Raw genomic sequence first — 23,277 nt, 5'->3', positions numbered from 1 at the left:
CGCGTCATGCGGGGAAGTTGCCTGCCAGTTCAGCCGCGCCGGTAGTGCGCCAGCTTGTCTTCGTCCAGCGCCAGCCCCAGGCCGGGGCCTTCAGGCAGGTGCAGGCTGAAGTCGCGGTACTCGGGGCGCTGCTGCACGATATCGTCCTTGAGCAGCAGCGGTCCGAACAGCTCGGTGCCCCAGGCCAGCTGCGGCAGCGTGCAGAAGCCATGCGCCGCGGCGATGGTGCCGACGCTGCCCTCCAGCATGGTGCCGCCGTACAGCGCGATGCCGGCGGCGTCGCCCACCGCGGCGGTGCGCAGCATGCCGAAGATGCCGCCGGCCTTGGCGATCTTCAGCGCGAACACGTCGGCGCCGCCGATGCGCGCCAGTTCCATCGCGTCTTCCGGGCCGCACACCGCTTCATCGGCCATGATCGGCACCACGAAGCGCGCGGCCAGCCGGGCCAGCGCCATGCGCTGCTCACGCGGAGTGGGCTGCTCGATCAGGTCGATGCCGGCGGCTTCCAGCATGGCGATGCCGGTGGCGGCGTCGGCCTCGTTCCAGGCCTGGTTGACGTCGACGGTGACGCGCGCCCGCTCGCCCAGCGCGCGCTTGATCGCGGCCACGTGGGCCACGTCGTCGCGCACGCTGCGCCGGCCGATCTTCAGCTTGAAGGTATGGTGGCGGCGCTCGGCCAGCAGTTGCTCGGCCTCCGCGATGTCGCGGGCGGTGTCGCCGCTGGCAAGCGTCCACAGCACCGGCAGGGTCGAGCGCACCGCGCCCCCCAGCAGCGTGGCCAGCGGCACGCCCAGGCGCTTGCCCTGCGCATCCAGCAACGCGGTCTCCAGCGCTGACTTGGCGAAGCGGTTGCCGCGCGCGACCTTGCCCAGGCGCGCCATCGCGCCATGCACGTTGGTGGCATCCTGGCCAGCCAGCGCGGGGGCCAGGTAGGTGTCAATGGTCAGCTTGATGCCTTCCGGACTTTCGTCGCCATAGGACAGGCCGCCGATGGTGGTGGCCTCGCCGATGCCCTCCACGCCGTCGCTGCAGCGCAGCCGCACGATCACCAGCGTCTGCTGCTGCATGGTGGCCATGGCCAGCTGGTGTGCCCGGATGGTGGGCAGGTCCACCAGGATGGCTTCCACCGAAGTGATAGTCGTGGTCATACCTTGTCGATGCCAATTGATCATTGAAGCCAAGTATGCGGCTTGACTTTGCCGGCGTCCAAGACCGATGATGTCTCGATCGATACCCTACAGGTATGGGAGCAGGACACCAATGGAACTCCGGCACCTGCGTTATTTTCAGGTCGTGGCCCAGGAACTCAACGTTACCCGCGCCGCCGAGCGGCTGCATATGGCGCAGCCGCCGCTGTCGCGCCAGATCCGCCAGCTGGAAGAAGAAGTGGGCGTGGCACTGTTCGACCGCGTCGGCCGCGGGCTGCGGCTGACCGAGGCCGGCCGCTTCCTGCTGGAGCAGACCACCCAGCTGACGCAGCGGCTGGAAGAAACCATCGAAGGCACGCGCCGCATCGGGCGGCAGGACAAGCGCTGGTTCGGCATCGGCTTCGTGCCGTCGGTGCTGTATGGCGTGCTGCCGGAACTGATCCGCGAACTGCGCGAATCAGACCGGCACGACCAGCAGGTAGAGGTAGGACTGGCCGAGATGATCACCGTGGAGCAGATCGAGGCGCTCAAGGCCGGCCGCATCGACCTGGGCTTCGGCCGCATCGCGCTGAACGATCCCGCCATCCGCCAGCAGGTGGTGATGGCCGAGCCACTGGTGGCAGCGCTGCCCGCACGCCTGCCCGCGCCGCGCCGCAAGGCGCTGACGCCACAGGCGCTGGCGGCGCAGCCGTTCATTCTTTACCCGGCCCGGCCGCGGCCCAGCTATGCCGACCACCTGCTGTCGATGTTCCGCGCGCAGGGCCTGCAGTTGCGTGTGGCGCAGGAGGCCAACGAACTGCAGACCGCGCTGGGGCTGGTGGCGGCCGGCATCGGCATCACGCTGGTGCCGGCCTCGATCCAGCGCCTGCATCGTGACGACGTGCGCTACTGCCCGATCGACGCGCCGGGCTTCGTGTCGCCGGTGATCATGAGCTATCGCGAAGGCGACACGTCACCGTTCCTGGCGCGGGCGGTGGAATGGGTGATGCGGCAGGCGCAGTAAGCTGCATCAGGTGCCGGTGAACTGCGGCGTGCGCTTTTCCTTCCAGGCCAGCGCGCCTTCGCGGATGTCCTGCGACTGGGTGGCCCGGCTGATGTCGCCAGCCAGCGCCTCGGCATCCAGCGCGCCGCGCCCGATCGCGTTCAGGTGCCGCTTGTGTGCACACGATGGGGCCCCACGCACGCCAGCCTGACTGAGAGCGGGCGGGGCCAGCCAGCAATTGCCAACTCTGCCAGCGCGACACTTTTGGTTACAAAACCAAATCGCCAAATGTGTTTGATGTCAAATATCTGACATTTGACCAATCAACAATCGCTCGCTGTCACGACAAGCCAAGGCCAACCGCACCCGAACCGGCCAGTTCCCCGCGCTTGTCGTCCGCGCGGCGGAAGTCCATGGGCCTGCATCCGATGTCGGCGCATGGGCTCGGCAATCGTTATCCCCTCAACGACTACAGGGCATGCACACATGAGACCTTCATTGCTGTCGCGTTCCGCCCGGCCATGGCTGGCGGCCGGCACCCTCACCCTCGCACTGATGCTTACCGCCTGCGGCGGCGACGATTCGCCGGGCGCGACGGGCGGCACCCTCCAGCCCAGCGGCGCCAATGGCACCAAGCCGGACCAGCCAGGCAAGCCTGACCAGCCCGGCACCTGCACCACGCGTTGCGCCCCGTGATGCGGGCCCGCTTTCCGATCCAGCGACAGACCGACCAGCGACAGCCATGACCTTCAACCCGTCTAAGCGACATTTCCTCAAGACCAGCCTCGGCACCGGTGCCGCCGCCGCGGTGCTGGCCAGCTTTCCGCCCAGCATCCGCCGCGCGCTCGCCATCGAGGCCAACAACGCCACCGGCACCATCCAGGACGTCAAGCACGTCGTGATGGTGATGCTGGAAAACCGCTCGTTCGACAACTACTTCGGCACCTTCAAGGGCGTGCGCGGCTACGGCGACCGCTTCGCGATCCCGTTGCCCAATGGCAAGAACGCGTTCTACCAGACCGATGCCAACGGCAACCTCCTGACGCCCTACCATCTCGACGAAACCCAGGGCAACGCGCAGCGCGCGGGCGGCACGCCGCACACCTGGCCCGATGCGCAGGCCGCGTGGGACCACGGGCGCATGGACCGCTGGCCGGTCGCGAAGAAAGCGCTGTCGATGGGCTACTACGATGACGCCGAGATCCCGTTCCAGCGCGCGCTGGCTGACGCCTTCACGCTGTGCGATGCCTACCACTGCGCGATGCACACCGGCACCATTCCCAACCGCCTGTTCTACTGGACCGGCAGCAATGGTCCCACCGGCGACAACGTCGCGGTGATGATTAACGAGTTCAACGCGGGCGCGGATGTTGGCCCCTCCACCGAAGGCTGGACCTGGAAAACCTATGCCGACCGCCTGCAGGCCGCCGGCGTGGGCTGGAAGGTCTACCAGAACGTGCCGGACAACTATGGCTGCAACCAGATGATGAGCTTCCGGCACTGGCGCGCAGAGATGGAGAAGATGCCCGTCGGACGCAAGCTCTCCAACACCGCCGGCACCGGCGTCAACCCGCCCTACAACCCCGACATCGACGACCAGTACAGCCCGCTGGCCAAGGGCTTCTGCAACACCATGTCCGACGGCGGCTTCCTGCAGTCGCTGCGCGACGACGTGCTCAACGGCAAGCTGCCCGAGGTGTCGTGGATCATCCCGCCGGCCGAGTTCAGCGAGCACCCCGGCCCGTCCAGCCCGGCCAAGGGCGGCTGGTACGTGCAGGCCATCCTGGACGCGCTGACGGCATCGCCCGAGGTCTGGAGCAAGACCGTGCTGCTGATCAACTTCGACGAGAACGACGGCTTCTTCGACCACAGCCCGCCGCCGACCGCGCCGTCGCGCAACCTGGACGGCACGCTGGCCGGCAAGTCGACCCTCGACGACGCGCAGATGGCGTACGAGTACTTCAACTTCCAGCCCGCCACGGCCAAGCAGCCGCCGCAGGACGGCAAGCCCTTCGGCCCCGGCCCGCGCGTGCCGCTGTGGGTGGTGTCGCCGTGGAGCCGCGGCGGCTGGGTCAACTCTGAAGTGTTCGACCACACCTCGGTGCTGCGCTTCCTGGAGGCGCGCTTCGGCGTGATGGAGCCGCAGATCAGCGCCTATCGTCGTGCCATCTGCGGCGACCTGACCAGCGCCTTCAACTTTGCCACGCCCAACACCGAGACCCTGCCCACGCTGGCCGGCCGCACCACCCGTGCCGACGCCACCAGCCTGACCGCATGGCAGCAGACCCAGCCGGCGATCCCGGTGCCGGCCACGCCCGCGCTGCCTGAGCAGGACACCGGCACGCGTCCGTCGCGCAAGCTGCCATATGAACTGCATACCAGTGCACGCGTCGATGCCGCATCCAAGGCAGTCCGCCTGCTGTTCGCCAACGCCAGCACCAACCAGGCCGGCGCGCTGTTCCACGTCTATGACAAGCTGCACCTCGACCGCATTCCGCGCCGCTACGTGGTCGAAGCCGGCAAGACGCTGGACGACGTGTGGAACATCAATGCCGACGGCGGCAAGTACGACCTGTGGGTGCTGGGGCCCAACGGCTATCACCGCTCGTTCTCCGGCGATATCAACGAAGCGGTGACCACGTCCACCGAAATCCAGGTCTGCTACAACCCGTGCAGGAAGCCCACGATCCAGGTGAAGCTGCATAACGACAGCGATGCCGACGTGACCTTCACCGTCACGGCGCTGGCCTACCGCGACGACGGCCCGTGGACCCAAAGCCTGAAGCGGGGCAAGGTGGAAACGCTGGAATGGCCGGTGGCCGACAGCGGCAACTGGTACGACTTCGTCGTGACCTGCGAGGCCAGCCCGTCGTTCGCGCGGCGCCTTGCGGGGCGGATGGAGACCGGCGAGGACGCGGTCAGCGATCCGGAGATGGGAGTGGTTTGATGCCCTGCCTGCGGGGATGAGCGGAGTCCGTCGTGCCTCGGCGTGGCGGGCTCTTGCATGCAGCATGCAGGATCAAGGCGCAGTCGCATCGACTTGCCAGGTACAGCCATCGCATTGACAGCCTCACCGCCCCATGCTGTATTCGGCCGGCACCCACGCGAACCCCTTGCCCTCGCGCCGCACGTGGCCGATACCCGGGAAGGAGATATGCGCCGCGCCCACCCAATAGCCCTTGGCCGCTGCATCCGCCATGGCGCGCTTGCGCATCTTCACCGCGGCCGTGGAATCCACGTCGAAATCGATGGCTACGCCGGGCTCGGGGAACTGCAGGTGCTGCGCATGGATGGTGTCGCCCCACAGTTGCAGCCGCTGTCCTTCGCTACTGATCTCATAGAACGTGTGGCCCGGCGTATGGCCCGGCATGCGCAGCGGACGGATGCCGGGAAACAGCTCATGCTCGTCGTCGAAGCTGCGGACCTTGTCGGCTTTCAGATAGGGTGCGAACACTGCCTCCGCCTGCGCGAAGTTGTGCCGCTGGCCCGATGCCGCCCTGGCGGCGTTGGCCGGATTCAGCCAGAACTCAGCGTCGCGGCGGTCGACGTAGACCACGGCATTCGGGAATATGGCCTTGCCATCGACGGCAAGCCCGCCGGAGTGATCCACGTGGATGTGGGTCAGCAGCACCGCATCGATCTGCTCCGGCTGGTAGCCGGCCGCACGGATGTTGTCCGGCAGCTTGCCGCCCACGCCCGGGCCAAACAGGCTGCCCGCGCCCGCATCGACCAGCACCAGGTGCTGGCCGGTGTTGACCAGGAACGCATTGACAGAGGTCTCGGGCTGAGTGGACTGGTAGTTGCGCGCCTGCACCGACGCAATGTGCTCATGCGACGCATGCTTGAGCAGCTTGCTGATCGGCACGTTGACAGTGCCGTCCGACAGCGCCGTGATCTCGAACTTGCCGAGCTTCATGCGGTAGTAGCCGGGCGCCTGCGTGCCGACCTGGGGTGCGCCGGCATGTGCCGGGATGGCTACCACTGACCAGAGCAGCATACCGACCAGAAGTGCGCGGTGCCACAGGGGGGGCTTAGCCGGGGAATGAGGTGTGTTCATTGTGTTTGCCTGGAAAATGACCGCGAGCGAAAGGGATGCCCGCGTGTTGTGCAGGATTCTGGCGGCCGCGGCGGCATCGCACAAATCGATTGGAATGATTGCCGGTATCGCTGCAGGCGATACCGCAGCGGAGGCTGCGCGAGCCCTGTGGCGCTCGCGTCATTCATTCCGCCACGGAAACTATCGCATCAAAAAACTTCACTAGGCCCGCACGGGGCCGTCGCCGATACTCGTCCACAGTTACACCACGACGACGAGGGAGTCAGCATGAGGAAGTCAGCAGTTCAAGTCCTGGCCGCGGGGATCTTCGGCGCGCTGCCATGGGCACCGGCGGCCGTGCAAGCGGCGTGGCCGGAGAAGCCGGTGCGCCTGATCGTGCCGACCGCGCCGGGCGGCGCGCCGGACATCGTCGCGCGCCTGTTCGGCGATGCGCTGTCCAGGCGCCTCGGCCAGGCCGTAATCGTCGAGAACCGGCCGGGCGCGGGCGGAAATATCGGCATGCAGGCGCTGCTGGCCGCGCCGCCGGACGGCTATACGATCGGCTACGGCAACAATGCCACGCTGTCGACCAATCGCTTCCTTTACAGCAAGCTCCCCTACGATCCGGACAAGCTGGTGCCCATCGTCGGCCTGGTCACGACCTTCAACATCCTCGCCGTCAATCCGTCGCTACCGGTCAAGTCCACCGGGGAACTGGTGGCATACTCCCGCGCCAATCCGGGCAAGCTCTCCATGGGCTCGGCGGGCAACGGCACCACCAGCCACCTGGGCGGCGAGCTGTTCAAGGTCATGGCCAATCTCAGCATCACACACGTGCCCTACAAGGGCAGCACGCCGGCGCTGCAGGACCTGGTCGGCAACAACGTGCAGTTGATGTTCGACAATGTGCCTTCGATCGGACCGTACGTGACGTCCAACCGCGTACGCGCGCTGGCGGTGACCTCAAGCAAGCGCTCGCCGCACTTCCCGGATTTGCCCACCATGGCGGAGGCCGGCCTCAAGGGCTATGAACTGACGGCATGGGCGGGCCTGGTCGCCGCGCCGGGCACTCCCACCGAGGTGATTGAGCGGATCAACCGGGAAATCAACGCGATCATCAATGACCCGGCATTCCGTGCCCAACTGGACAAGCTCTCATTCGATCCGCTGGGCGGCACCGCGCGCGACTTCCAGGCGCTGATCGCGAGCGAGACCGTCAAGTTCGGCGAGCTGGTGCGCAAGAGCGGCGCCAGGGTCGATTGAGAGAGAACACCATGCAAACGCACCAAGACCTGCACTTCAAACTGATCATCCGCAATGGCGACGTCATCGACGGCACCGGCGCGCCGCGCCGCACGGCCGACGTCGGCGTGGCGGATGGCGAGATCGTCGCCATCGGCAACCTCGCGGCAGCGCGGGCAGATGCCGAAGTCGATGCCACCGGCCTGATCGTAGCGCCTGGGTTCATCGACACGCACACGCACGACGACTGGATGGTGTTCCAGTCCCCCGACATGCTGCCGAAGGTCACGCAGGGCGTGACCACCATCATCGCGGGCAACTGCGGCATCAGCCTGTTCCCGCTGGTCACCGACAGCATTCCGCCGGCTCCGCTCGACATCATGCGTGGCGGCTACCGCTTCGATTCTGTGCGCGCCTACCGGGAAGCGTTTGCGGTGCGGCCGGCGGCTGTGAATGTCGCGGTGCTGGTGGGGCAGTCCACGCTGCGCGCCAGGCGCATGGGACAGCTCGGCCTGCCCGCCAGCGATGCCGAGATCGAGAGCATGCGCCAGGATGTGGAGAACGCCCTGCGCCAAGGCGCGATCGGAGTGTCCACCGGCACCTTCTATCCGCCTTCGGCCGCGGCACCCGAGGATGAAATCGTGCGCATGTGCGAGCCGATGAAGCGGCTCGGCGGTGTGCTGGTGTCGCATATGCGCGATGAGAGCGACAACATCAGCGAGTCGATCGACGAGACCGCGCGCATTGGCAAGGCGCTGGGCGTATCGACCGTCATCTCGCACCACAAGCTGGTAGGCAAGCAGAACCATGGCCGCAGCCGCCATACCCTGGCCCAGGTGCGCAACCTGGCCGAAACCATGCCGCTGTGCCTGGACTGCTATCCGTATGCGGCGTCATCGACCATGCTGCGGCCCGAACGGGTGCATCAGTGCGACCGCATCCTGATCACGTGGTCGGCCCCGCACCCTGAGGCCGCGGGGCGCTACCTGGAGGACCTGGCGCAGGAGTGGGGGCAGACGCGCCATGAGGTTGCAAGGCAGCTGGTACCAGGCGGCGCGGTTTACTTCATCATGGACGAGACGGACGTCCGCGACATCCTGACCTATCCGGACACGATGGTCGGCTCAGACGGCATTCCCTCCGACGAAACCCCACACCCGCGGCTGTGGGGCACGTTCCCGCGCGTGCTGGGGCTGTACTCGCGCGACCTGGGCCTGTTCCCGCTGGAACGCGCGGTCCACAAGATGACCGGACTGCCGGCGCAGCGCTTTGGACTGGAGCGGCGTGGAGAACTCAGGCCGGGCCATGTCGCCGACATCACCGTCTTCGATCCGGCAACGATCCAGGACCGCGCCACCTTCGACGACCCGCAGCAGCCGTCAGTGGGCGTGCGGCATGTGTTCGTCGCCGGTGAGGCCACCCTGCGCGACGGCCTGCCGGCCAGCACCCGTCCCGGGCGCTTCGTCACTTCCACCCTGGTGAAGGCGGACCAGGCCGGCTGAGGACGCGCTTCACCTAGCGCCCGCTTGCATCGGCGCTTTGCTCAAGCAGCCACGCGATGAAGGTCTGCATCGCCGGGCTGTCGCGCTTGTCCTCCGGACAGATGAAGTAGTAGGCCTTGGGTGAGACATAGGGCTCGTCGGACAGGCGCAGCAGCCGGCCGGCCTTGATGTCTTCACCCGCCACATAATCGGGCAGCAGGGCCACGCCCATGCCGCTGACGGCGGCCTGCAGACCCATGGTCAGCAGACCATAGCGTGAGCCGTCGTCGGGATGCGGCAGCTTGATCCCGGCCTGCCGGAGATAGGCGGGCCAGGCCTCCAGCGCGGCGATCTGGTGCAGCAGCGGCAAGCGCTTCACGGCCTTGGCCAGCGTTCCGCCGCCAGGCAGCAACTCAGGCGCGCACATCGGATAGAGCACCAGCGGCATGACCTTCAGGCTGAAATGGCGTGGCGGCGGCCCCGCGCAATACATGATCGCCGCATCGAGCCCGGTGCTTTCCAGGTCGACCGGCCCCACCTTGGTCGTGACGTTTAGCTGGATCTGCGGCTGCGCCTTGACGAACCTGAGAATGCGCGGCAACAGCCAGATATTGCCCAGCGAAACCGGCACCGACAGGTTCAGCCGCCCGCCCGCGGCGCGGCCGGACTGCACCTCCATGGTCGCTTCCTCCAGCAGCGCCAGCGCCTTGCGCACGTTCCTGAGGTAATCCTCGCCCGCGGGTGTCGCCGCCACCGCGCCTTTGCGCCGGTTCAGCATGCGCGCGCCGAGGAACGATTCCAGCTCGGTGATCTGCTTGCTGACCGCGCTCTGCGTCAGGCAGAGTTCCTCGGCCGCCCCGGTGACGCTGCCCGTGCGGGCCGTGGTCTCGAATGCGATCAGGTTCGCCAGCGCAGGCAGGTGGCGGCCGTTTGTACTTTTCATGGCGGTAGGGCGTGACGGGAAGCCGACTTCGGTTTGAGGGGCCGTTCGCGTGCTGGCATTGTCATCCATTCATTCCCTGAAGGAAAGAAGCATGGACAAAACTTCCATTGCCTGCCGGCACGGCTGCACCAATACTGGCGTCATGCCGCCTGATTGCCGATGACTCCGATGCCTGCTGCCGCCCCTCGCCTTGTGCCTGATCGTTTCGACCTTCTCGAGGCCTCCATCGGGGAACTCGCCGCCGCCATGCACGCCGGCCGGATCAGCGCAGCGGGTCTGGTGGACTACTACCTCGCGCGTATCGCCGCCTTCGACAAGGACGGGCCGCGCATCAATGCGATCAGTTGCATCAATCCCGCTGCCATGCACGAGGCGCGAGTCCTGGACGACGAACTGCGCACGCACGGCCCGCGCGGGCCTCTGCACGGCATACCGATGGTGGTCAAGGACAATATCGATACTGTCGGCATGCCGACCACTGCCGGCTGCGCGGCACTGCGGCAGGCCTACCCGCGCGCCGACGCGGCCTGCGTGGCGCGCCTGCGCGCGGCCGGTGCCATCGTACTGGCCAAGACCAACATGTCGGAACTGGCCGCCTCTAACGGGCGCTTCGGGTACAGCTCTGCCAACGGCCTGACGTTGAACCCCTATCGCTTATCCCGCAACGCCAGCGGTTCCAGCAGCGGCACCGGTGCGGCAGTGGCGGCCAATTTCGCGGCGTTCGGGCTGGGGACCGATTCGTTCGGCTCCGTGCGCGGTCCGGCATGCGTGCATGCGCTGGCCGGTATCCGGCCTACGCATGACCTGGTGGAGTCGGCCGGCGTACTGCCGCTGGCCACATCGTTCGATATCGTCGGGCCCTTGGCCCGTAACGCCGACGATGCGGCCACGGTCCTGGATGCACTGGTGCCGGGCTCAGGCGTTATCGCACAGCCGGCGTCGCTGGCTGGCCGCAGGCTGGGCATCGTGACCGACTTCGCCGGAGGCAGCGACGAGGTCGACGCACTCTTTGCAACCGCAACGGAGGCGATGCGGGCGGCGGGCGCCGTGACGATACCCGTGCGTCTGCCGGCATTGGCGCTCACGCTCTACGCCGACCTGCTGGACGCTATCGTACAAGCGGAATGGGTGCGTGGGCTCGATGCCTACCTGGGACAGTTGCCTGGCGGTGCTCCGGCCAGCACGGCCGCACTGCTGGCGCACATCACCACCACGGACCTCTCCACGGATGCGCACCAAATGAACCCGCTTACGCTTGCCGCGCTGCGGCATGCGTTCGAGATGCGAGACACGCTGCCCCAGGCCAATGTTGCAGCGGCACGCCGCTTCGGCGCCATGCTCGACGACATCCTGCGCGGGCGTGGCCTGGAGGCCCTGGTATTTCCCACGCTGGCCTGCCCGGCCTCGCCGCGCTTTGACATGGCGGACGCCACTTACCATTGCCGGGCGCAGCAGCCGCTGGCGGCAATGCATATGGCAAGCGCCAGCGGCTTTCCGGAGGTCAGCGTACCCATGGGATTCACGTCGGCTGACATCCCAGCCGGGGTGTCGTGGCTTGGACGTCCACGCAGCGATGCCGTGCTGCTGGCCATTGCGTCGGCCTTCGAGCGCGCGACCGGGCACCGCCGCCCACCCGTCAGCACGCCGGCCCTGGCATGACGACGGCCGGCTTGCCGCGGATTGCACGCGATGTTCCAATGCCCTATCTGCGGGGGAGGGTAGCAGATGAGCATTAAGGAAGGCCATTTTCGCGGCGTCGACCTGAACCTGATGGTAACGCTGACCGTGCTGCTGCGCGAGCGCAGCGTCTCGCGCGCCGCGGCGCGCCTGCACCTGGGACAGCCAGCCGTCAGCGGTGCACTGGCACGGCTGCGGGAGATGTTCGACGACCCGTTGCTGGTACGCACCGCTCACGGCATGGAGCCGACCGAGCGCGCACTGGAACTCGAGCGGCGCCTGCTGCCGGCCCTCGGCGAGATCGAGGCCGCCCTGCTGCAGCGGCGCGACTTCGACCCGCTTACGTCGGACCGGACTTTCGTGGTCGGGATGCCGGACTGGGTGGAGCTATGGCTCGCGCCGCGCATTCTGCCGAGCCTCAGCACCTGCGCGCCGGGCGTGCGACTGGCCATCGTGCCGACGGACCCGTTCCGTGGCACCGAGATGCTCGAGCGCAATGAGATGGACCTCGGTATCGGGCCATTCGCCAAGGGCGCGGCATGGCGGCGCGAGCGCGCCTGGCAGACCATGGGCTTTCGCTGCGTCTATGGGGCCGCGCCGCTGGATGCCTGCCAGATCCTGTCGCTGCAAGACTATCTGCGGTTTCCGCATGTGCTGGTGTCATATCGCGGCGCTTTCGACAGCACCGCCGATACGTGGCTGGCCACCCAGGGCCAGGCGCGGGACGTGCGCTACAGCAGTGCGCGCTTCGCCAGCGTACCGGCCATCCTGAAGGGAACCGCTGCACTGGCAACGGTGCCGGCGGTGCTGGCGGACCAATGGTGCGCCACCGAAGGCCTGCGCCAGCTTCCCTGCCCCGTGCCGATGCCTGACTTCACGGTGACCGCAGTCTGGTCCGCGGCAAGGGACAATGATGCGGGCCTGATGTGGCTGGCAAATACGTTCGCCGGGCTTGCACAGGATGGCGTGCCCGCTGGCATATGACGCTTCCCTGACGGGCGATGCTCGGACCCGGTCAGGCCTTGCGCCAGACTGGCGAAGAAGAAATCGCTACCTTGCGCGGCAGGATCTGCTGCGCGGTGAAGGCATCGGCGATGCGCTGCTGCTCGGCCAGCGCGGCGGCGTCGACCGTGCGCACCGCATAGCTGCGCCGTGCGTTCGCGGCTTCCACGGTGGCCGCATCCAGGCCGATCAGTGGCGCATGCCAGCGCGCTGCCTCGGCCGGATTGCGCTTGACCCAGTCGCCCGCGTCGCGCAACGCATCGAACACCACCTCGAGCACCTCCGCATGCGCGCGCGCGAACGGCGTCGCCGCCAGGTAGAAGCGCCGATAGCTGGCCAGCCCCTCGCCATCGCGCAGCAAGCGCGCATTGGCCTGGCGCTGCACCGCGGCCAGGAAAGGATCCCAGATCACCCATGCCGCCACGCTGCCGCGCTCGAACGCCGCGCGGGCGTCGGCCGGGCTCAGGTATGCCGGTTCGATATCGCGGATCGACAGACCCGCGCGCGCCAGCGCTTCCAGCACCAGGTAGTGCGCGCCTGCGCCCTTGGCAAATGCCACCCGCTGCCCCTTGAGCTGCGCCACCTCGCGGATCGGCGAGTCGCCACGCACGACAATGGCCTGTGCCTGCGGCGAAGGCGTCTCGCTGGCGTAGTAGGTCAGCGCGGCACCCGCGGCCAGCGCAAACGGCGGCACCGCATCGGCCACGTCGGCGCTCAGGTCGATATTGCCGAGGTTCAGCGCTTCAAGCAGCGGCAAGCCCGAGGTGAATTCGTACCACTGCACCGTCACCCCCTTGGGCGCCAGCGCCTTCTCCAGCGTCTGCCGCGACTTCAGCAGGATCATCAGCGTGGAGGATTTCTGGTAGCCGATGCGCAGCACGGTCTGTCCCTGCCCCCAGCTGACGCCTGGCAGCGCACTGGCGGCGACTGCGGTCAGAAGCAGGCGGCGGCGTGAATCGTGGGTCGGGTTCATGACGGTGCTCCGGGCTTTCATCAGGAGCGCCAGCTTAGTCACGGGCCCGCACAAAGCCAACGAAGATTGTCGCGGATGCTTATGCGCCGCGCGCGCGGATCACCGCGGGCCGGCGCTATCATCTGCCATTCCTGCGCAACTACCGAACGAAAACCATGAACCTGTCTGCCGGCATCCCCATCCTCCGGATCTTCTCGGTCGACAAGGCCAAGGAGTTCTACCTCGACTTCCTCGGCTTCTCGCTCGACTGGGAGCATCGGTATGAAGAGGGATTTCCGCTGTACGCGCAGGTCAGGCGCAGCGGCCTGACGCTGCACCTGAGCGAGCATTATGGCGACGCCACGCCCGGATCGACGGTGTTCGTGACGGTGGAGGATGTCGATGCGCTGCAGCAGGAGCTGTCTGCCAAGGACTATCCGTACGCGAGGCCCGGTGTGGAGGATGTGGGCTGGGGGCGGATGCTGCAGGTGGCCGATCCGTTCGGGAACCGGCTGCGGTTTTGCGAGGTGGCGGAGGATTAGGCCAGCACTGGCAGGCGCCTTCCTGCCAAGACTGGCCCGCTCAGTTGCGCTTGACCAGCGGCGCCGGGAACCACTCCCCGGACAGGACCGGCTGGTCCGCCCCATAGAGCCGGAACGTCAGGTGGTAGTTCTTTCCCTTGGGCGTGGGCAGCCAGTTGCCGTCAGGCGCGTCCTTCGGCCTGGCAGGCGCGAAGTACAGCGTCAGCGAACCGTCCTCGCCATAGCTCAGCCTGGACTGCTTGTTGATCAGAAACCGGTTCTTCGCATTCGGGATCACGCGGAAGTTTTTGGCATCCACCGCAATCACCGACCAGAAGTATTTGACGTGGCGCGCGGGCAGCCCGTCCTTCGGGAAGGTGATGGTGTAGGTATTGCCGCCGTCGAGCTTGGTGCCGGTCCCGTCTGCATCCGTCTTGAAATAGACGACCTCATCCGTGCTGTTGGCCCAGATCCCGCCCAGGTTGATGCGGGTGCGGGTCTGGTAGTCGCTGCCGTACTTGCCGATGGTAGCGGGCCGGTTCCAGCCGTTCCTGATGGTACCTGCGGTGGAGAACGACTGTAAGAACGCCGGCAGCGTCTTCTCGCGGATGACCTTGTCCACCCGCGCGCGTTCGGCGAGGCTGCTGGCCACCGCGGCACTCACCGCGCGCACCTTGGCCTGGATGGGCTCCATGCCCGGATTGATGTCCGGCTCGGAGCGAAGCGCAACGGCTGCCGAGTCAAAGGCTTCAACGCCGGGGAGCTTGTCATTGCTGAAGGCGGGCGTGGCAGGTACCGGGGCAATCGTCGCCGTGCCAGTGATCCGTGTCGTGATCCGATGCTGCAGGGCAATGGCCTGCTTCTTGTCTGCGCCGATTTCCACCCGGGCCAGCACCCGCGAGGTCTTGCCCGGCAGGTCGATGCGCCTGGCATTGGGCGAAAGTGCCGCAGTGGCACCCTTCAGGCACATCGCGAATTCGCCGCCTGGATGGTCCGGATAGTTGCGTTCGTTGATATTGGCGACGGTTTCGCCCCAGCCGTTCAGGAACTGAATGGTGTAGTAGCGCCCCTTGATGGCCGGCACGCTGAAGACCGTGCAGGTCTTTTCGTCGACCGCAATCCAGGCCTCGCTGTAGGCGACATCCAGATTGGGGTTGGCCCACGACACACCGCCGACGTCGCGATGAATGATCCGGTTCCACTGGAAACCTTCTTTCCGGAAGTCGATTTGCTGCTGGCGCAGGACAAGCAGCCGGCCCAGCAGGTAGATGTAGGCATCGTTGATATCCTGTTCCGACACTGCGGTCGTCGCGGAGCCCGACGTGACAGCCGACGCCGCAGCCAACGCCGCGGCCGACGGGCTATGGCATCCGGCCAGGCCCGCCAACATGGAAACGGCCAGCATGGAGGCAGCGACAGCGCGGTTTGAGATAGACATGGGGCCCTCTCTTTCCAGTATCGCGATTTGCGGTCGCTAGACTGTCGCCGAGAGGTCGAAAAAAGTGAACTAAATAAATTCTTCAGGTGATCTGAATAAAGTCGATCCGGACAATTCTTTCGCCCCGGAGATGCCTGAGTGGGACCTACCACAGGGGGACTGATGTTGCATCGGAATGCCTGCGATTGGCACCCTACCGCGGTAGGCGCGCCAGCGGCCACCTATGCGCAGGGCAATGCCTCGAATGCGGGTAGCCGCTCAAGCGCCGCGGTCAGCGCAACCAGCGCCGGATGCCGCGCCGGATCGACCGCGCCCGGCATCATGAACTGCGCAAAGGTCCAGGTGACCGCGGCGGTCAGCTCGGCCTGGCCGGTTTCCGCCTCGCCAGCCGGGACCGGACGCGTGGCGAGTTCCGCCTCCAGCAGAGCAAAGGCGCTCTCGCGCTGGGCATCGACACGGTCCAGCCATGGCTGGTGCAGCTTGCCCGCCGGCCGCTGGCTGTGCTCATAGAAGTTCTGCACCACCTTCTCGCTCGCCGCCAGCGCCAGCCCGACGATGCGCAGCGCGGCCTGCCGTGACGCGGTTTGCGCCGGCATCAGGCTGCGGCCCGCCAGCGACTCGGCATAGTCGATGATAAGCGTCGAGTCCATCAGTACGACCCCGTTGTCGCAGACCAGCGAAGGCGCCTTGACCACCGGGTTGATGGCATGGAAGCGCTCGAATTCACGGAAGACGGACACCGACTCATGCGTGAACGGCAACCCGAGCAGGCGCAGCGAGATCGCCGTGCGGCGGACATAAGGGGAATCAAGCATGCCAACCAGTCTCATGGTTTCACTCCGTGGTGGGATGGGTCCGGGACGGATTCCCGCCAATCATCCACCACGCCAGCCGGCCACGCCACCGCCCGGGCGTGTAAACTGCTGGATTTTTCGAATCCGGCGCAATGTTACAAGTGCCCCGGCGCACAGGTTTCAGCGGCCCGACGCTCGTCCGCCTGCTGGCTCGCCTGACTGACGCCGATGCCCCTCCTCCTGCAAGCTCGCTCTCGAGCCAGCTGAGCCAATGGCTTGGCTGGGCGGATGCGATCGCGCTGTCATCGGCGCTGAAGGCCAATGCGCCGGCAACGCCGCCTGCCGCACGTGCTGCCGACAGCACTGAGGCACGCGAATGCGCGCGCGTGCGCGCCGCGCTGGCCGATGCCATCGTGGAAGACACCTCGCTTGCCGGCAAGCGGCGCGGGCCGGGCCGGCCGTCCGCGCTGCCCGACCCCGTGGACGCGCAGGTCGACTACGCGGTCTATCGCCAGCGCTACCTCACGCTGCAACAGACCATGGAGACCGCGATCGGCGACCTGCGCAGGCGCCTGCGCGGCGCGTTGTCCGGCCACGCACCCGGCATGGCCAAGCTGGCCATGGTCGATGCCGTGATGGAGCGCGTGCTGGGCGCGCGCGAACAGAGCCTGCTGGGCGCCGTGCCGACGATGCTGGAGCCGCACTTCCAGCGCCTGCGCCAGGCCGAAGCCGCGGCGCTGGCCGAAGCCCAGGCCGCGGGACAGCCCGCAACGGCCAGGCCCGGTGCATGGCTGGGGGTATTCCGCAAGGATATGCAGAGCGTATTGCTCGCCGAACTCGACATCCGCTGGCAGCCCCTTGAAGGCTTGCTGGCGGCGCTGCAGGACAGCTAACCAGAACATCATGACCCGATACCTTACCCATATTGTCGCTTTCCTGGCGGGCCTGGCCATCGTGTGCTGGATCGCCGCCGGCTATGCAGGCACGAACTTCCTGGCGCTGGCCGTGACGCTGCTGATCGGCGGCTGCTACCTGGCGGGGGCGTTGGAGCTGTACCGCTACCGCCAGGCCACCGCCACGCTGGCGCAGGCCGTCGCCGGATTGTCCGAAGCGCCGGCCAGCCTTGGCAACTGGCTGGAACGGCTGCATCCCAGCCTGCGCGACAGCGCCCGCCTGCGCGTGGAAGGCGAGCGCGTCGGCCTGCCCGGCCCCGCGCTGACACCCTACCTGGTCGGCCTGCTGGTGCTGCTGGGCATGCTGGGCACGTTCCTGGGCATGGTGGCGACCCTGCGCGGCACCGGCATCGCGCTGGAGACCGCCACCGACCTGCAGGCCATCCGCGCCTCGCTGGCCGCACCGGTCAAGGGCCTGGGCTTTGCGTTCGGCACCTCGGTCGCGGGCGTGGCCACGTCCGCGATGCTGGGGCTGTTGTCGGCATTGTGCCGGCGCGAGCGGATCCAGGCCGCGCAGGCGCTGGATGCCCGCATCGCCACCACGCTGCGTCCCTACTCGCGCGGCCACCAGCGTGATGAAGCGGTCCGGCTGCTGCAGCGCCAGGCCGACGTGATGCCGGCACTGGTCGAGCGCATGCAGGCCATGATGACCACGATGGCCGAACAGAACCAGGCCCTGACCGAGCGCCTGGCCGCCAGCCAGGACGCCTTCCACGGCAAGACCGAAGTGGTCTACACGCGCCTGGCGTCTTCGGTCGAGCAATCGCTGAAGGACAGCATCGCCGACAGCGCCCGTGCCGCAAGCGCAGCGATCCAGCCCGCGGTGGACGCGACCATGGCGGGCCTGGCACGCGAAACCTCGGCCTTGCGCGACAACGTGACCCAAGCCGTGCAACAGCACCTGGATGGGGTATCGAGCCGCTTCGCGAGCGCCACCGCGGGCGTTGCGGATACCTGGAACCAGGCGCTGGCCGGGCATCAACGCGCGAGCGAGGCACTGGCAGCGGACCTGCGCACATCCCTCGACGGCTTTGCCCAGACCTTTGAACAACGCTCGGCCGGGCTGCTGGACAATGTCGCCACCCGGCTCGACACGGCAGCCGCCAGCGCTGCCGACGCATGGCGCGAGGCGCTGGCGCGCCAGGAGCGCACCGGCGAGAAGCTCGCCGGCGACAACCGGCAGGCCCTGACGGCCGCCGCAGCCGCGTTCGGCGAGCATGCGGCGACACTGGTGCGCACCGTGGGCGAGTCGCATGCCGGGCTGCAGACGCAGCTGGCCGCGCACGACGCGCAGCGCCTGTCGGCCTGGACCGATACGCTCGGCACCATGACGACTGCCCTGCGCCAGGAGTGGGAACAGCTGAACGCGCATACGGTAAGCCGCCAGGACGAGATCAGCACTACGCTGGCGCAAAGCGTGCGCGACATCTCGGCCCAGACCCAAGCGCATGCCAGCCAGACCCTCGCGGAAATCGACCGCCTTGTGCAAGCCGCTTCGGACGCCCCGAAGGCGGCCGTTGCGCTGCAGGCGGAACTGGCCTCGCGCGACGAACAGCGCTTTGCCACCTGGGCCAATACGCTCGACAGCATGACCGCAGCGCTGCGCCAGGAGTGGGAGCATCTGAACACCCACACGGTAAGCCGCCAGGACGAGATCAGTGCAACGCTGGCGCAAAGCGTGCGCGACATCTCGGCCCAGACCCAGGCGCATGCCAGCCAGACCCTCGCGGAAATCGACCGCCTGGTGCAAGCCGCGTCGGACGCGCCGAAGGCGGCCGTCGCGCTGCAGGCGGAACTGGCTGCGCGCGATGCACAGCGCTTCGCCGCCTGGACCGATACGCTCGGCACCATGACAGCCGCGTTGCGCCAGGAGTGGGAACAGCTGAACGCGCACACGGTAAGCCGCCAGGACGAGATCAGCACGACGCTGGCGCAGAGCGTGCGCGACATCTCGGCCCAGACCCAGGCGCATGCCAGCCGCACCCTCGCTGAGATCGACCGTCTGGTGCAGGCCGCAACGGATGCCCCAAAGGCGGCCGTTGCGCTGCAGGCCGAGCTGGCTGCGCGCGATGAGCAGCGCTTTGCCGGCTGGACCGATACGCTCGGCACCATCGCCGCCACGCTGCGCCAGCAGTGGGAACAGGCCAGCACGCACGCCGCCACGCGCCAGCAGGAGATCTGCGAGGCGCTGGCGCAGACCGCGCGCGACATCTCGGCCGAGACGCAGGCGCATGCCAGCACCACACTCGCCGAAATCGACCGCCTGGTGCAGGCCGCGGCCGAGGCACCCAAGGCCGCCACCACATTGCAGGCGGAACTGGCATCGCAGGACGCGCAACGCATGGCCGCCTGGACTGACACGCTCGGCACCATGGCCGCATCGCTGCGCCAGGAATGGGAACAGGCCAGCGCGCACACCGTCAGCCGCCAGCAGGAAATCTGCGAGACGCTGGCCGTCACCGCGCGCGACATGGCAGCCCAGGCGCAGGCCCAGGCCACCGGCACCATCGCCGAAGTCGCCCACCTGATGCAGGCCGCATCCGAAGCGCCCAAGGCCGCCGCGGAGGTCATCGCAGAACTGCGCGAGAAGCTCACCGACGGCATGGCGCGCGACAACGCCATGCTGGAAGAGCGCAGCCGCATGCTGGAAACGCTGGGCACGCTGCTCGATGCCGTGAGCCGCGCCTCCACTGAGCAGCGCAGCGCGGTCGACACCCTGGTCGCCACCACGGCGGACCTGCTGGACCGCGTCGGCACGCGCTTTACCGACAAGGTCGAAGCCGAAACCGGCAAGCTCACCGACATCGCCGCGCAGGTCACCGGCAGTGCGGTGGAAGTCGCGAGCCTGGGCGAGGCCTTCGGCGTGGCGGTGCAGCTGTTCAGCGAATCCAACGGCAAGCTGATCGACCACCTGCAGCGCATCGAGGCCGCGCTGGACAAGTCGATGACGCGCAGCGACGAGCAACTGGCCTACTACGTGGCGCAGGCGCGCGAAGTCGTCGACCTGAGCATGCTGTCGCAAAAGCAGATCCTTGAGGACCTGCAGCAGCGCGCCGGCCAGCAAGCGCCCAGCGCAGAGGCGGCATGAGAGAGGACCTTGACGCCGGCGTCGAGCCGACCGTACCGGCCTGGGCCGTCTTCGGCGACCTGATGTCGGTGCTGCTGGGCGCGTTCGTGCTCGTCCTTCTGGGGGTCATCGGCGTGCAGATGGAACTGTCGGCCAGGCTGGAAGCCGAGGTGAAGCAGCGGCAGGAGGAAGCACAGCGCCGCGAGACGCTGGAAAAGGCGCTGGCGGCGCCGCTGGCGGCCGGCCGCGTGACGCTGGTGAACGGCCGCATCGGCATCAGCGGCAACGTGCTGTTTGCGCTCAACTCAGACCAGCTGCAACCTGAAGGCCGCGATCTGCTGAAGAGCCTGGCGCAGCCGTTGTCGGCCTACCTGCGCAGCCGCGACGAGATCCTGATGGTGAGCGGCTTTACCGACGACCAGCAGGTGCGCGAAGGCAACCGCCGCTTTGCCGACAACTGGGAGCTGTCGGCGCAGCGCGCGCTGACCGTGACCCGCACCCTGATCGATGCCGGCATCCCGCCCACCTCGGTGTTCTCGGCCGCCTTCGGTTCGCAGCAGCCGGTGACACCGAATGCCGATGCCGAGGGCCGCGCGAAGAACCGGCGCGTCGAGATCTCGCCGGTGCCGCGTGTGACCGCGGGCACCGTGAAGCCGCATGGCTAGCCTCGACGTGGCAACCGATATCCGCGCGCAACTGGACGCCTGGCAGGCCAGCGGCGCCGATCAGGCCGATCCCGTGCGCTTCCGCCTGATGGAAGCACTGGCCCGCCGCGCCGCCGCACACAGTGGCGCGGTGCGGGGCTTGCTGGATGAGCGCCTGCGTGGCCTGGCCGCCGCGTATGCAGCCATCGTGCAGCGGCACACAGGCCAGGATAGCGATGGTGCCGATGGTGCCGCGCCGTCCGCGCCAACAGCCGGCCCGACAGCCAGCGCGCTTGGCGCACTCGTGCACGACATCACCGCACGCGCCAGGCCCGCCATCGCGATCGCCTCGAACGATGCACGATCGCCCACGCCGGTGCCGGCAACCGCACCCCAGTCCGACGCGCCGCTGGTCGACGCCCTGGCCGACTACTTCCGCGAGACCTGGGCCAGGGTCAGCGTCGAGCAGCACTTCCGCCTGTCGCTGGAACGCGTGCCGGAGAATGCCGGGCCGCTCAATACCGACCATCTCGTGCATCGTTCGCTGTCCCTGATGCGCGAGACGTCGCCGGAATACCTGCGGCATTTCCTATCCTATGTCGAGGGCATGTCCTGGCTGGAGCAGTTGGGCGCGGCGGCAGCGGCCGAAAAAGAAGCGGCGCGCGCCGCCGCGGCCAAGAAGAGCGTGCGCGGCAAGGCTCGCAAATAGCAGTCCGGCCCGCGCCTCAGCGCAGCCGCACCACCACCTTGCCGAAGGCCCCGCGTTCCAGGTGGTCGAGCGCCGCGGGCAAGTCCCCGAACCCGTACTCGCTCTCGATCACCGGGCGCAGCCCCAACCAGTCCACGGCACGCACCAGGTCCTGCAGCGCGCGCCGGTGCGACACGCCGATCCCCTGCACGGTCACGCGGCCATGCAGCACCGGATAGACGCTGGCGCGCAGCTCATCCCCCTGAAGGTTGCCGATCACCGAGATCCGGCCGCCCTGCGCCAGCGCGGCAAGCGACCGGCCGAAGTTGTCTCCGCCAGCCAGTTCCAGCACATGGTCGGCACCGCGGCCTCCGCGCCCGGCTACCTGCGCAAGCATGGCACGCCGGCCAGCATTGCCGACCTGGCCTCGCACCGCTGCCTCGTCTACATGCATGGCGGCCAGTCCGTGCCCTGGTCACTGGCCGGGCCCGACGGCAATATCGCGCGGCCTGAGCTGGCTCACCATCTCGGCTTTGACGATATCGACACCATCGCCGCGGCAGCCATACGAGGCGCGGGCCTGGTCAATGTCCCCTTGTGGCTGGTGCGGGAGCCGCTGGACCAGGGCACGCTGGTGCGCGTGCTGCCGCAAGCCTCGGTGATCCGGACCCCGCTGCACCTGGTGTGGCCGCGCACCCGTTTCCTGCCGCACAAGCTGAGGGTGACGATCGATTTGCTGGTGGAGGCGATTCCCGGGGTGCTGGCGCTGGATTGACGCCGGCGTGCAAGCCGCCCGCTACCCCTTCACCGCAAACCCGTACAACGCTGCCGCGTTCCGCCACCGGAGCGCAGCGGACAAGGCCGCGCCGGCCTCCTCGCTGTCACCGGGCGCCCCTTGTCCCGGCCATGCGGCAAGCATCCGGCACTCGTCGACCCGAGCCGGCGCCTCGTGGTTGGTCCATGGCCAGTCGCTGCCCCACAGCAAGCGGTCATCGCCCACGACTTCGCGCCATCTCTGCGCAAGCCCGTGCCAGTCCTGAGGGGATGCAAGCCGGTACGGCGCGCTGATCTTCACCCAGACCTGGCGGCGCGCGCGCACGGCAGAGGCCACGTCAAAGATCGCGTCCGCGGTTCCTGCGGGGCCGGGCCGGCCAAAGTGGTCAAGCACGACCGGCGCGCCGGTATCGCCAAGGGCCGCGTCAAGCTGTGCCAGCACCATGGCGCCATCGCCGTTGCGGGTATGGAGCTCGACATGCCAGCCGAGCCCGGCGATCCTGGAGAACAGCCCGCGCCACGGCACGGTGGCGATGCGCTGCCAGTCCGGATCGCCGTACAGGTTCAGGCGGATGCCCCGCACGCCGGCCGCGTGCAACGTAGCCAGTTCCGCATCCGTTACCTCAGGGCCGACCACCGCGACGCCGCGCAAGCGCCCGGGCATGGCCTGCAGCGCGGCCAGCAGCGCCGCATTGTCGGTGCCGAGAAAACTGGTCTGCACCACCACCCCATACATGTCCCCCAATCCGGCAAGCCGGGCGTGCCAGTCCTTCAGGTCAGCGGCATAGGGCGGCCGGTAGCGGGCCGATGGCGCGGCCGCTCCGGCATCGAAGACGTGGAAGTGGGTATCCACCAGCGGCAAAGCGCGCTTGCTCATCAGTCAGCCCCTCCGTGGCGCGGCTCAGTGGCGCGGGTATATCCGGATATGGCATCCG

General features: G+C 67.7%; 22 protein-coding genes and 1 pseudogene. 14 read left to right on the top strand and 9 right to left on the bottom strand.

Features of this window, described 5'->3' with window-relative positions; translation table 11 throughout:
* Positions 1–29: 29 nt before the first annotated feature.
* Positions 30–1,148: a muconate/chloromuconate family cycloisomerase gene (locus tag AC1Q6V_RS18100; RefSeq protein ID WP_010810424.1), complete on the bottom strand. Its 1,119-nt coding sequence runs from the start codon at positions 1,146–1,148 to the stop codon at positions 30–32.
* Positions 1,149–1,260: 112 nt separating this feature from the next.
* Here AC1Q6V_RS18100 and AC1Q6V_RS18095 point away from each other — a divergent pair, with 112 nt between their 5' ends.
* Entirely contained in the window at positions 1,261–2,151 is an 891-nt protein-coding gene (locus AC1Q6V_RS18095) for a LysR family transcriptional regulator (RefSeq protein WP_010810425.1), read from the top strand.
* A gap of 6 nt (positions 2,152–2,157) precedes the next feature.
* Here AC1Q6V_RS18095 and AC1Q6V_RS18090 read toward each other — a convergent pair whose 3' ends face one another.
* Entirely contained in the window at positions 2,158–2,331 is a 174-nt protein-coding gene (locus AC1Q6V_RS18090; RefSeq protein WP_010810426.1) for a hypothetical protein, read from the bottom strand.
* A 297-nt stretch (positions 2,332–2,628) separates the two neighbouring features.
* On the opposite strand from AC1Q6V_RS18090, the gene AC1Q6V_RS18085 reads away from it, so the two are divergent.
* Together AC1Q6V_RS18085 and AC1Q6V_RS18080 are read left to right on the top strand one after the other, a co-directional pair.
* Positions 2,629–2,826 (top strand): hypothetical protein, encoded by a 198-nt coding sequence (locus AC1Q6V_RS18085; protein WP_010810427.1) that lies wholly within the window; start codon positions 2,629–2,631, stop codon positions 2,824–2,826.
* Positions 2,827–2,872: 46 nt separating this feature from the next.
* Positions 2,873–5,077 carry a phosphocholine-specific phospholipase C gene (locus AC1Q6V_RS18080; protein ID WP_011616665.1) on the top strand — a complete coding sequence of 735 codons (2,205 nt, stop codon included), beginning with the start codon at positions 2,873–2,875 and terminating at the stop codon, positions 5,075–5,077.
* 123 nt (positions 5,078–5,200) lie between these two features.
* Here AC1Q6V_RS18080 and AC1Q6V_RS18075 read toward each other — a convergent pair whose 3' ends face one another.
* A complete protein-coding gene (locus tag AC1Q6V_RS18075) occupies positions 5,201–6,127 on the bottom strand; it encodes an MBL fold metallo-hydrolase (RefSeq protein ID WP_010810429.1) in 927 nt (308 codons plus the stop codon).
* 52 nt (positions 6,128–6,179) lie between these two features.
* Here AC1Q6V_RS18075 and AC1Q6V_RS18070 point away from each other — a divergent pair, with 52 nt between their 5' ends.
* The 3 genes from AC1Q6V_RS18070 to AC1Q6V_RS18060 all read left to right on the top strand — a co-directional run bounded on the left by AC1Q6V_RS18070 (position 6,180) and on the right by AC1Q6V_RS18060 (position 8,910).
* On the top strand, positions 6,180–6,392 hold the full coding sequence (locus AC1Q6V_RS18070; RefSeq protein WP_143010754.1) for a hypothetical protein: 213 nt from the start codon (positions 6,180–6,182) through the stop codon (positions 6,390–6,392).
* Positions 6,393–6,454: 62 nt separating this feature from the next.
* Complete coding sequence (locus AC1Q6V_RS18065; RefSeq protein WP_058698505.1) at positions 6,455–7,429, top strand: Bug family tripartite tricarboxylate transporter substrate binding protein; 975 nt, start codon at positions 6,455–6,457, stop codon at positions 7,427–7,429.
* Positions 7,430–7,440: 11 nt separating this feature from the next.
* Complete coding sequence (locus tag AC1Q6V_RS18060) at positions 7,441–8,910, top strand: N-acyl-D-amino-acid deacylase family protein (protein WP_010810431.1); 1,470 nt, start codon at positions 7,441–7,443, stop codon at positions 8,908–8,910.
* Positions 8,911–8,923: 13 nt separating this feature from the next.
* Here AC1Q6V_RS18060 and AC1Q6V_RS18055 read toward each other — a convergent pair whose 3' ends face one another.
* Positions 8,924–9,832, bottom strand: a complete 909-nt coding sequence (locus AC1Q6V_RS18055; protein WP_010810432.1) for a LysR substrate-binding domain-containing protein — start codon at positions 9,830–9,832, stop codon at positions 8,924–8,926.
* Positions 9,833–10,024: 192 nt separating this feature from the next.
* Here AC1Q6V_RS18055 and AC1Q6V_RS18050 point away from each other — a divergent pair, with 192 nt between their 5' ends.
* Positions 10,025–11,491, top strand: a complete 1,467-nt coding sequence (locus AC1Q6V_RS18050; protein WP_234788265.1) for an amidase — start codon at positions 10,025–10,027, stop codon at positions 11,489–11,491.
* Positions 11,492–11,557: 66 nt separating this feature from the next.
* Positions 11,558–12,493 (top strand): LysR family transcriptional regulator, encoded by a 936-nt coding sequence (locus AC1Q6V_RS18045; RefSeq protein WP_011616661.1) that lies wholly within the window; start codon positions 11,558–11,560, stop codon positions 12,491–12,493.
* A 31-nt stretch (positions 12,494–12,524) separates the two neighbouring features.
* Here the strand turns inward: AC1Q6V_RS18045 and AC1Q6V_RS18040 are convergent, their stop codons facing one another.
* Positions 12,525–13,484: an aliphatic sulfonate ABC transporter substrate-binding protein gene (locus tag AC1Q6V_RS18040; RefSeq protein ID WP_454749411.1), complete on the bottom strand. Its 960-nt coding sequence runs from the start codon at positions 13,482–13,484 to the stop codon at positions 12,525–12,527.
* A 155-nt stretch (positions 13,485–13,639) separates the two neighbouring features.
* Here AC1Q6V_RS18040 and AC1Q6V_RS18035 point away from each other — a divergent pair, with 155 nt between their 5' ends.
* Entirely contained in the window at positions 13,640–14,005 is a 366-nt protein-coding gene (locus tag AC1Q6V_RS18035; RefSeq protein WP_010810436.1) for a glyoxalase superfamily protein, read from the top strand.
* A 40-nt stretch (positions 14,006–14,045) separates the two neighbouring features.
* Here the strand turns inward: AC1Q6V_RS18035 and AC1Q6V_RS18030 are convergent, their stop codons facing one another.
* Together AC1Q6V_RS18030 and AC1Q6V_RS18025 are read right to left on the bottom strand one after the other, a co-directional pair.
* A complete protein-coding gene (locus AC1Q6V_RS18030) occupies positions 14,046–15,422 on the bottom strand; it encodes a DUF1214 domain-containing protein (protein ID WP_454749412.1) in 1,377 nt (458 codons plus the stop codon).
* 221 nt (positions 15,423–15,643) lie between these two features.
* Positions 15,644–16,252, bottom strand: coding sequence for a glutathione S-transferase family protein (locus AC1Q6V_RS18025; protein WP_037025592.1), 609 nt, complete (start codon positions 16,250–16,252; stop codon positions 15,644–15,646).
* A 116-nt stretch (positions 16,253–16,368) separates the two neighbouring features.
* On the opposite strand from AC1Q6V_RS18025, the gene AC1Q6V_RS18020 reads away from it, so the two are divergent.
* The 4 genes from AC1Q6V_RS18020 to AC1Q6V_RS18005 are packed head-to-tail and all read left to right on the top strand — an operon-like array spanning position 16,369 to position 21,589.
* A complete protein-coding gene (locus AC1Q6V_RS18020) occupies positions 16,369–17,109 on the top strand; it encodes a DUF3348 domain-containing protein (protein WP_058698512.1) in 741 nt (246 codons plus the stop codon).
* Between the two features lie 10 nt (positions 17,110–17,119).
* Positions 17,120–20,257 (top strand): DUF802 domain-containing protein, encoded by a 3,138-nt coding sequence (locus tag AC1Q6V_RS18015; protein WP_454749413.1) that lies wholly within the window; start codon positions 17,120–17,122, stop codon positions 20,255–20,257.
* A complete protein-coding gene (locus tag AC1Q6V_RS18010; RefSeq protein WP_010813237.1) occupies positions 20,254–20,901 on the top strand; it encodes an OmpA family protein in 648 nt (215 codons plus the stop codon). The genes AC1Q6V_RS18015 and AC1Q6V_RS18010 overlap by 4 nt, the downstream gene beginning before the upstream one ends.
* Complete coding sequence (locus AC1Q6V_RS18005) at positions 20,894–21,589, top strand: DUF2894 domain-containing protein (RefSeq protein ID WP_011616653.1); 696 nt, start codon at positions 20,894–20,896, stop codon at positions 21,587–21,589. Before AC1Q6V_RS18010 ends, AC1Q6V_RS18005 begins: the two co-directional genes overlap by 8 nt.
* A 16-nt stretch (positions 21,590–21,605) precedes the next feature.
* Here the strand turns inward: AC1Q6V_RS18005 and AC1Q6V_RS18000 are convergent.
* Positions 21,606–21,941, bottom strand: a pseudogene (locus AC1Q6V_RS18000) (zinc-binding dehydrogenase); the annotation flags it as partial.
* Between AC1Q6V_RS18000 and AC1Q6V_RS17995 the strand changes: the two are divergent.
* Positions 21,921–22,343, top strand: a complete 423-nt coding sequence (locus tag AC1Q6V_RS17995) for a LysR substrate-binding domain-containing protein (RefSeq protein WP_454749414.1) — start codon at positions 21,921–21,923, stop codon at positions 22,341–22,343. The pseudogene AC1Q6V_RS18000 and the gene AC1Q6V_RS17995 overlap by 21 nt on opposite strands.
* Positions 22,344–22,364: 21 nt before the next feature.
* Here AC1Q6V_RS17995 and AC1Q6V_RS17990 read toward each other — a convergent pair whose 3' ends face one another.
* Positions 22,365–23,219 carry an amidohydrolase family protein gene (locus AC1Q6V_RS17990; protein ID WP_058698513.1) on the bottom strand — a complete coding sequence of 285 codons (855 nt, stop codon included), beginning with the start codon at positions 23,217–23,219 and terminating at the stop codon, positions 22,365–22,367.
* Positions 23,220–23,277: the final 58 nt, after the last annotated feature.

This window comes from Cupriavidus sp. GW823-FHT07B10, assembly GCF_058794355.1.
The sequence above is the reverse complement of the archived record's forward strand: the minus strand, read 5'-3'. Positions and strand labels throughout refer to the sequence as shown.

What these genes read in the sequence shown, in the direction of transcription:
- AC1Q6V_RS18045 (WP_011616661.1), top strand. Translation starts at nt 11,558, where the DNA reads ATGAGCATTAAGGAAGGCCATTTTCGCGGCGTCGACCTGAACCTGATG.
- AC1Q6V_RS18055 (WP_010810432.1), bottom strand. Translation starts at nt 9,832, where the DNA reads ATGAAAAGTACAAACGGCCGCCACCTGCCTGCGCTGGCGAACCTGATC.
- AC1Q6V_RS18025 (WP_037025592.1), bottom strand. Translation starts at nt 16,252, where the DNA reads ATGAGACTGGTTGGCATGCTTGATTCCCCTTATGTCCGCCGCACGGCG.
- AC1Q6V_RS18010 (WP_010813237.1), top strand. Translation starts at nt 20,254, where the DNA reads ATGAGAGAGGACCTTGACGCCGGCGTCGAGCCGACCGTACCGGCCTGG.
- AC1Q6V_RS18075 (WP_010810429.1), bottom strand. Translation starts at nt 6,127, where the DNA reads ATGCTGCTCTGGTCAGTGGTAGCCATCCCGGCACATGCCGGCGCACCC.
- AC1Q6V_RS18015 (WP_454749413.1), top strand. Translation starts at nt 17,120, where the DNA reads ATGACCCGATACCTTACCCATATTGTCGCTTTCCTGGCGGGCCTGGCC.
- AC1Q6V_RS17990 (WP_058698513.1), bottom strand. Translation starts at nt 23,219, where the DNA reads ATGAGCAAGCGCGCTTTGCCGCTGGTGGATACCCACTTCCACGTCTTC.
- AC1Q6V_RS18100 (WP_010810424.1), bottom strand. Translation starts at nt 1,148, where the DNA reads ATGACCACGACTATCACTTCGGTGGAAGCCATCCTGGTGGACCTGCCC.
- AC1Q6V_RS18020 (WP_058698512.1), top strand. Translation starts at nt 16,369, where the DNA reads ATGTTACAAGTGCCCCGGCGCACAGGTTTCAGCGGCCCGACGCTCGTC.
- AC1Q6V_RS18035 (WP_010810436.1), top strand. Translation starts at nt 13,640, where the DNA reads ATGAACCTGTCTGCCGGCATCCCCATCCTCCGGATCTTCTCGGTCGAC.
- AC1Q6V_RS18095 (WP_010810425.1), top strand. Translation starts at nt 1,261, where the DNA reads ATGGAACTCCGGCACCTGCGTTATTTTCAGGTCGTGGCCCAGGAACTC.
- AC1Q6V_RS18040 (WP_454749411.1), bottom strand. Translation starts at nt 13,484, where the DNA reads ATGAACCCGACCCACGATTCACGCCGCCGCCTGCTTCTGACCGCAGTC.
- AC1Q6V_RS17995 (WP_454749414.1), top strand. Translation starts at nt 21,921, where the DNA reads ATGGTCGGCACCGCGGCCTCCGCGCCCGGCTACCTGCGCAAGCATGGC.
- AC1Q6V_RS18005 (WP_011616653.1), top strand. Translation starts at nt 20,894, where the DNA reads ATGGCTAGCCTCGACGTGGCAACCGATATCCGCGCGCAACTGGACGCC.
- AC1Q6V_RS18080 (WP_011616665.1), top strand. Translation starts at nt 2,873, where the DNA reads ATGACCTTCAACCCGTCTAAGCGACATTTCCTCAAGACCAGCCTCGGC.
- AC1Q6V_RS18060 (WP_010810431.1), top strand. Translation starts at nt 7,441, where the DNA reads ATGCAAACGCACCAAGACCTGCACTTCAAACTGATCATCCGCAATGGC.
- AC1Q6V_RS18065 (WP_058698505.1), top strand. Translation starts at nt 6,455, where the DNA reads ATGAGGAAGTCAGCAGTTCAAGTCCTGGCCGCGGGGATCTTCGGCGCG.
- AC1Q6V_RS18030 (WP_454749412.1), bottom strand. Translation starts at nt 15,422, where the DNA reads ATGTCTATCTCAAACCGCGCTGTCGCTGCCTCCATGCTGGCCGTTTCC.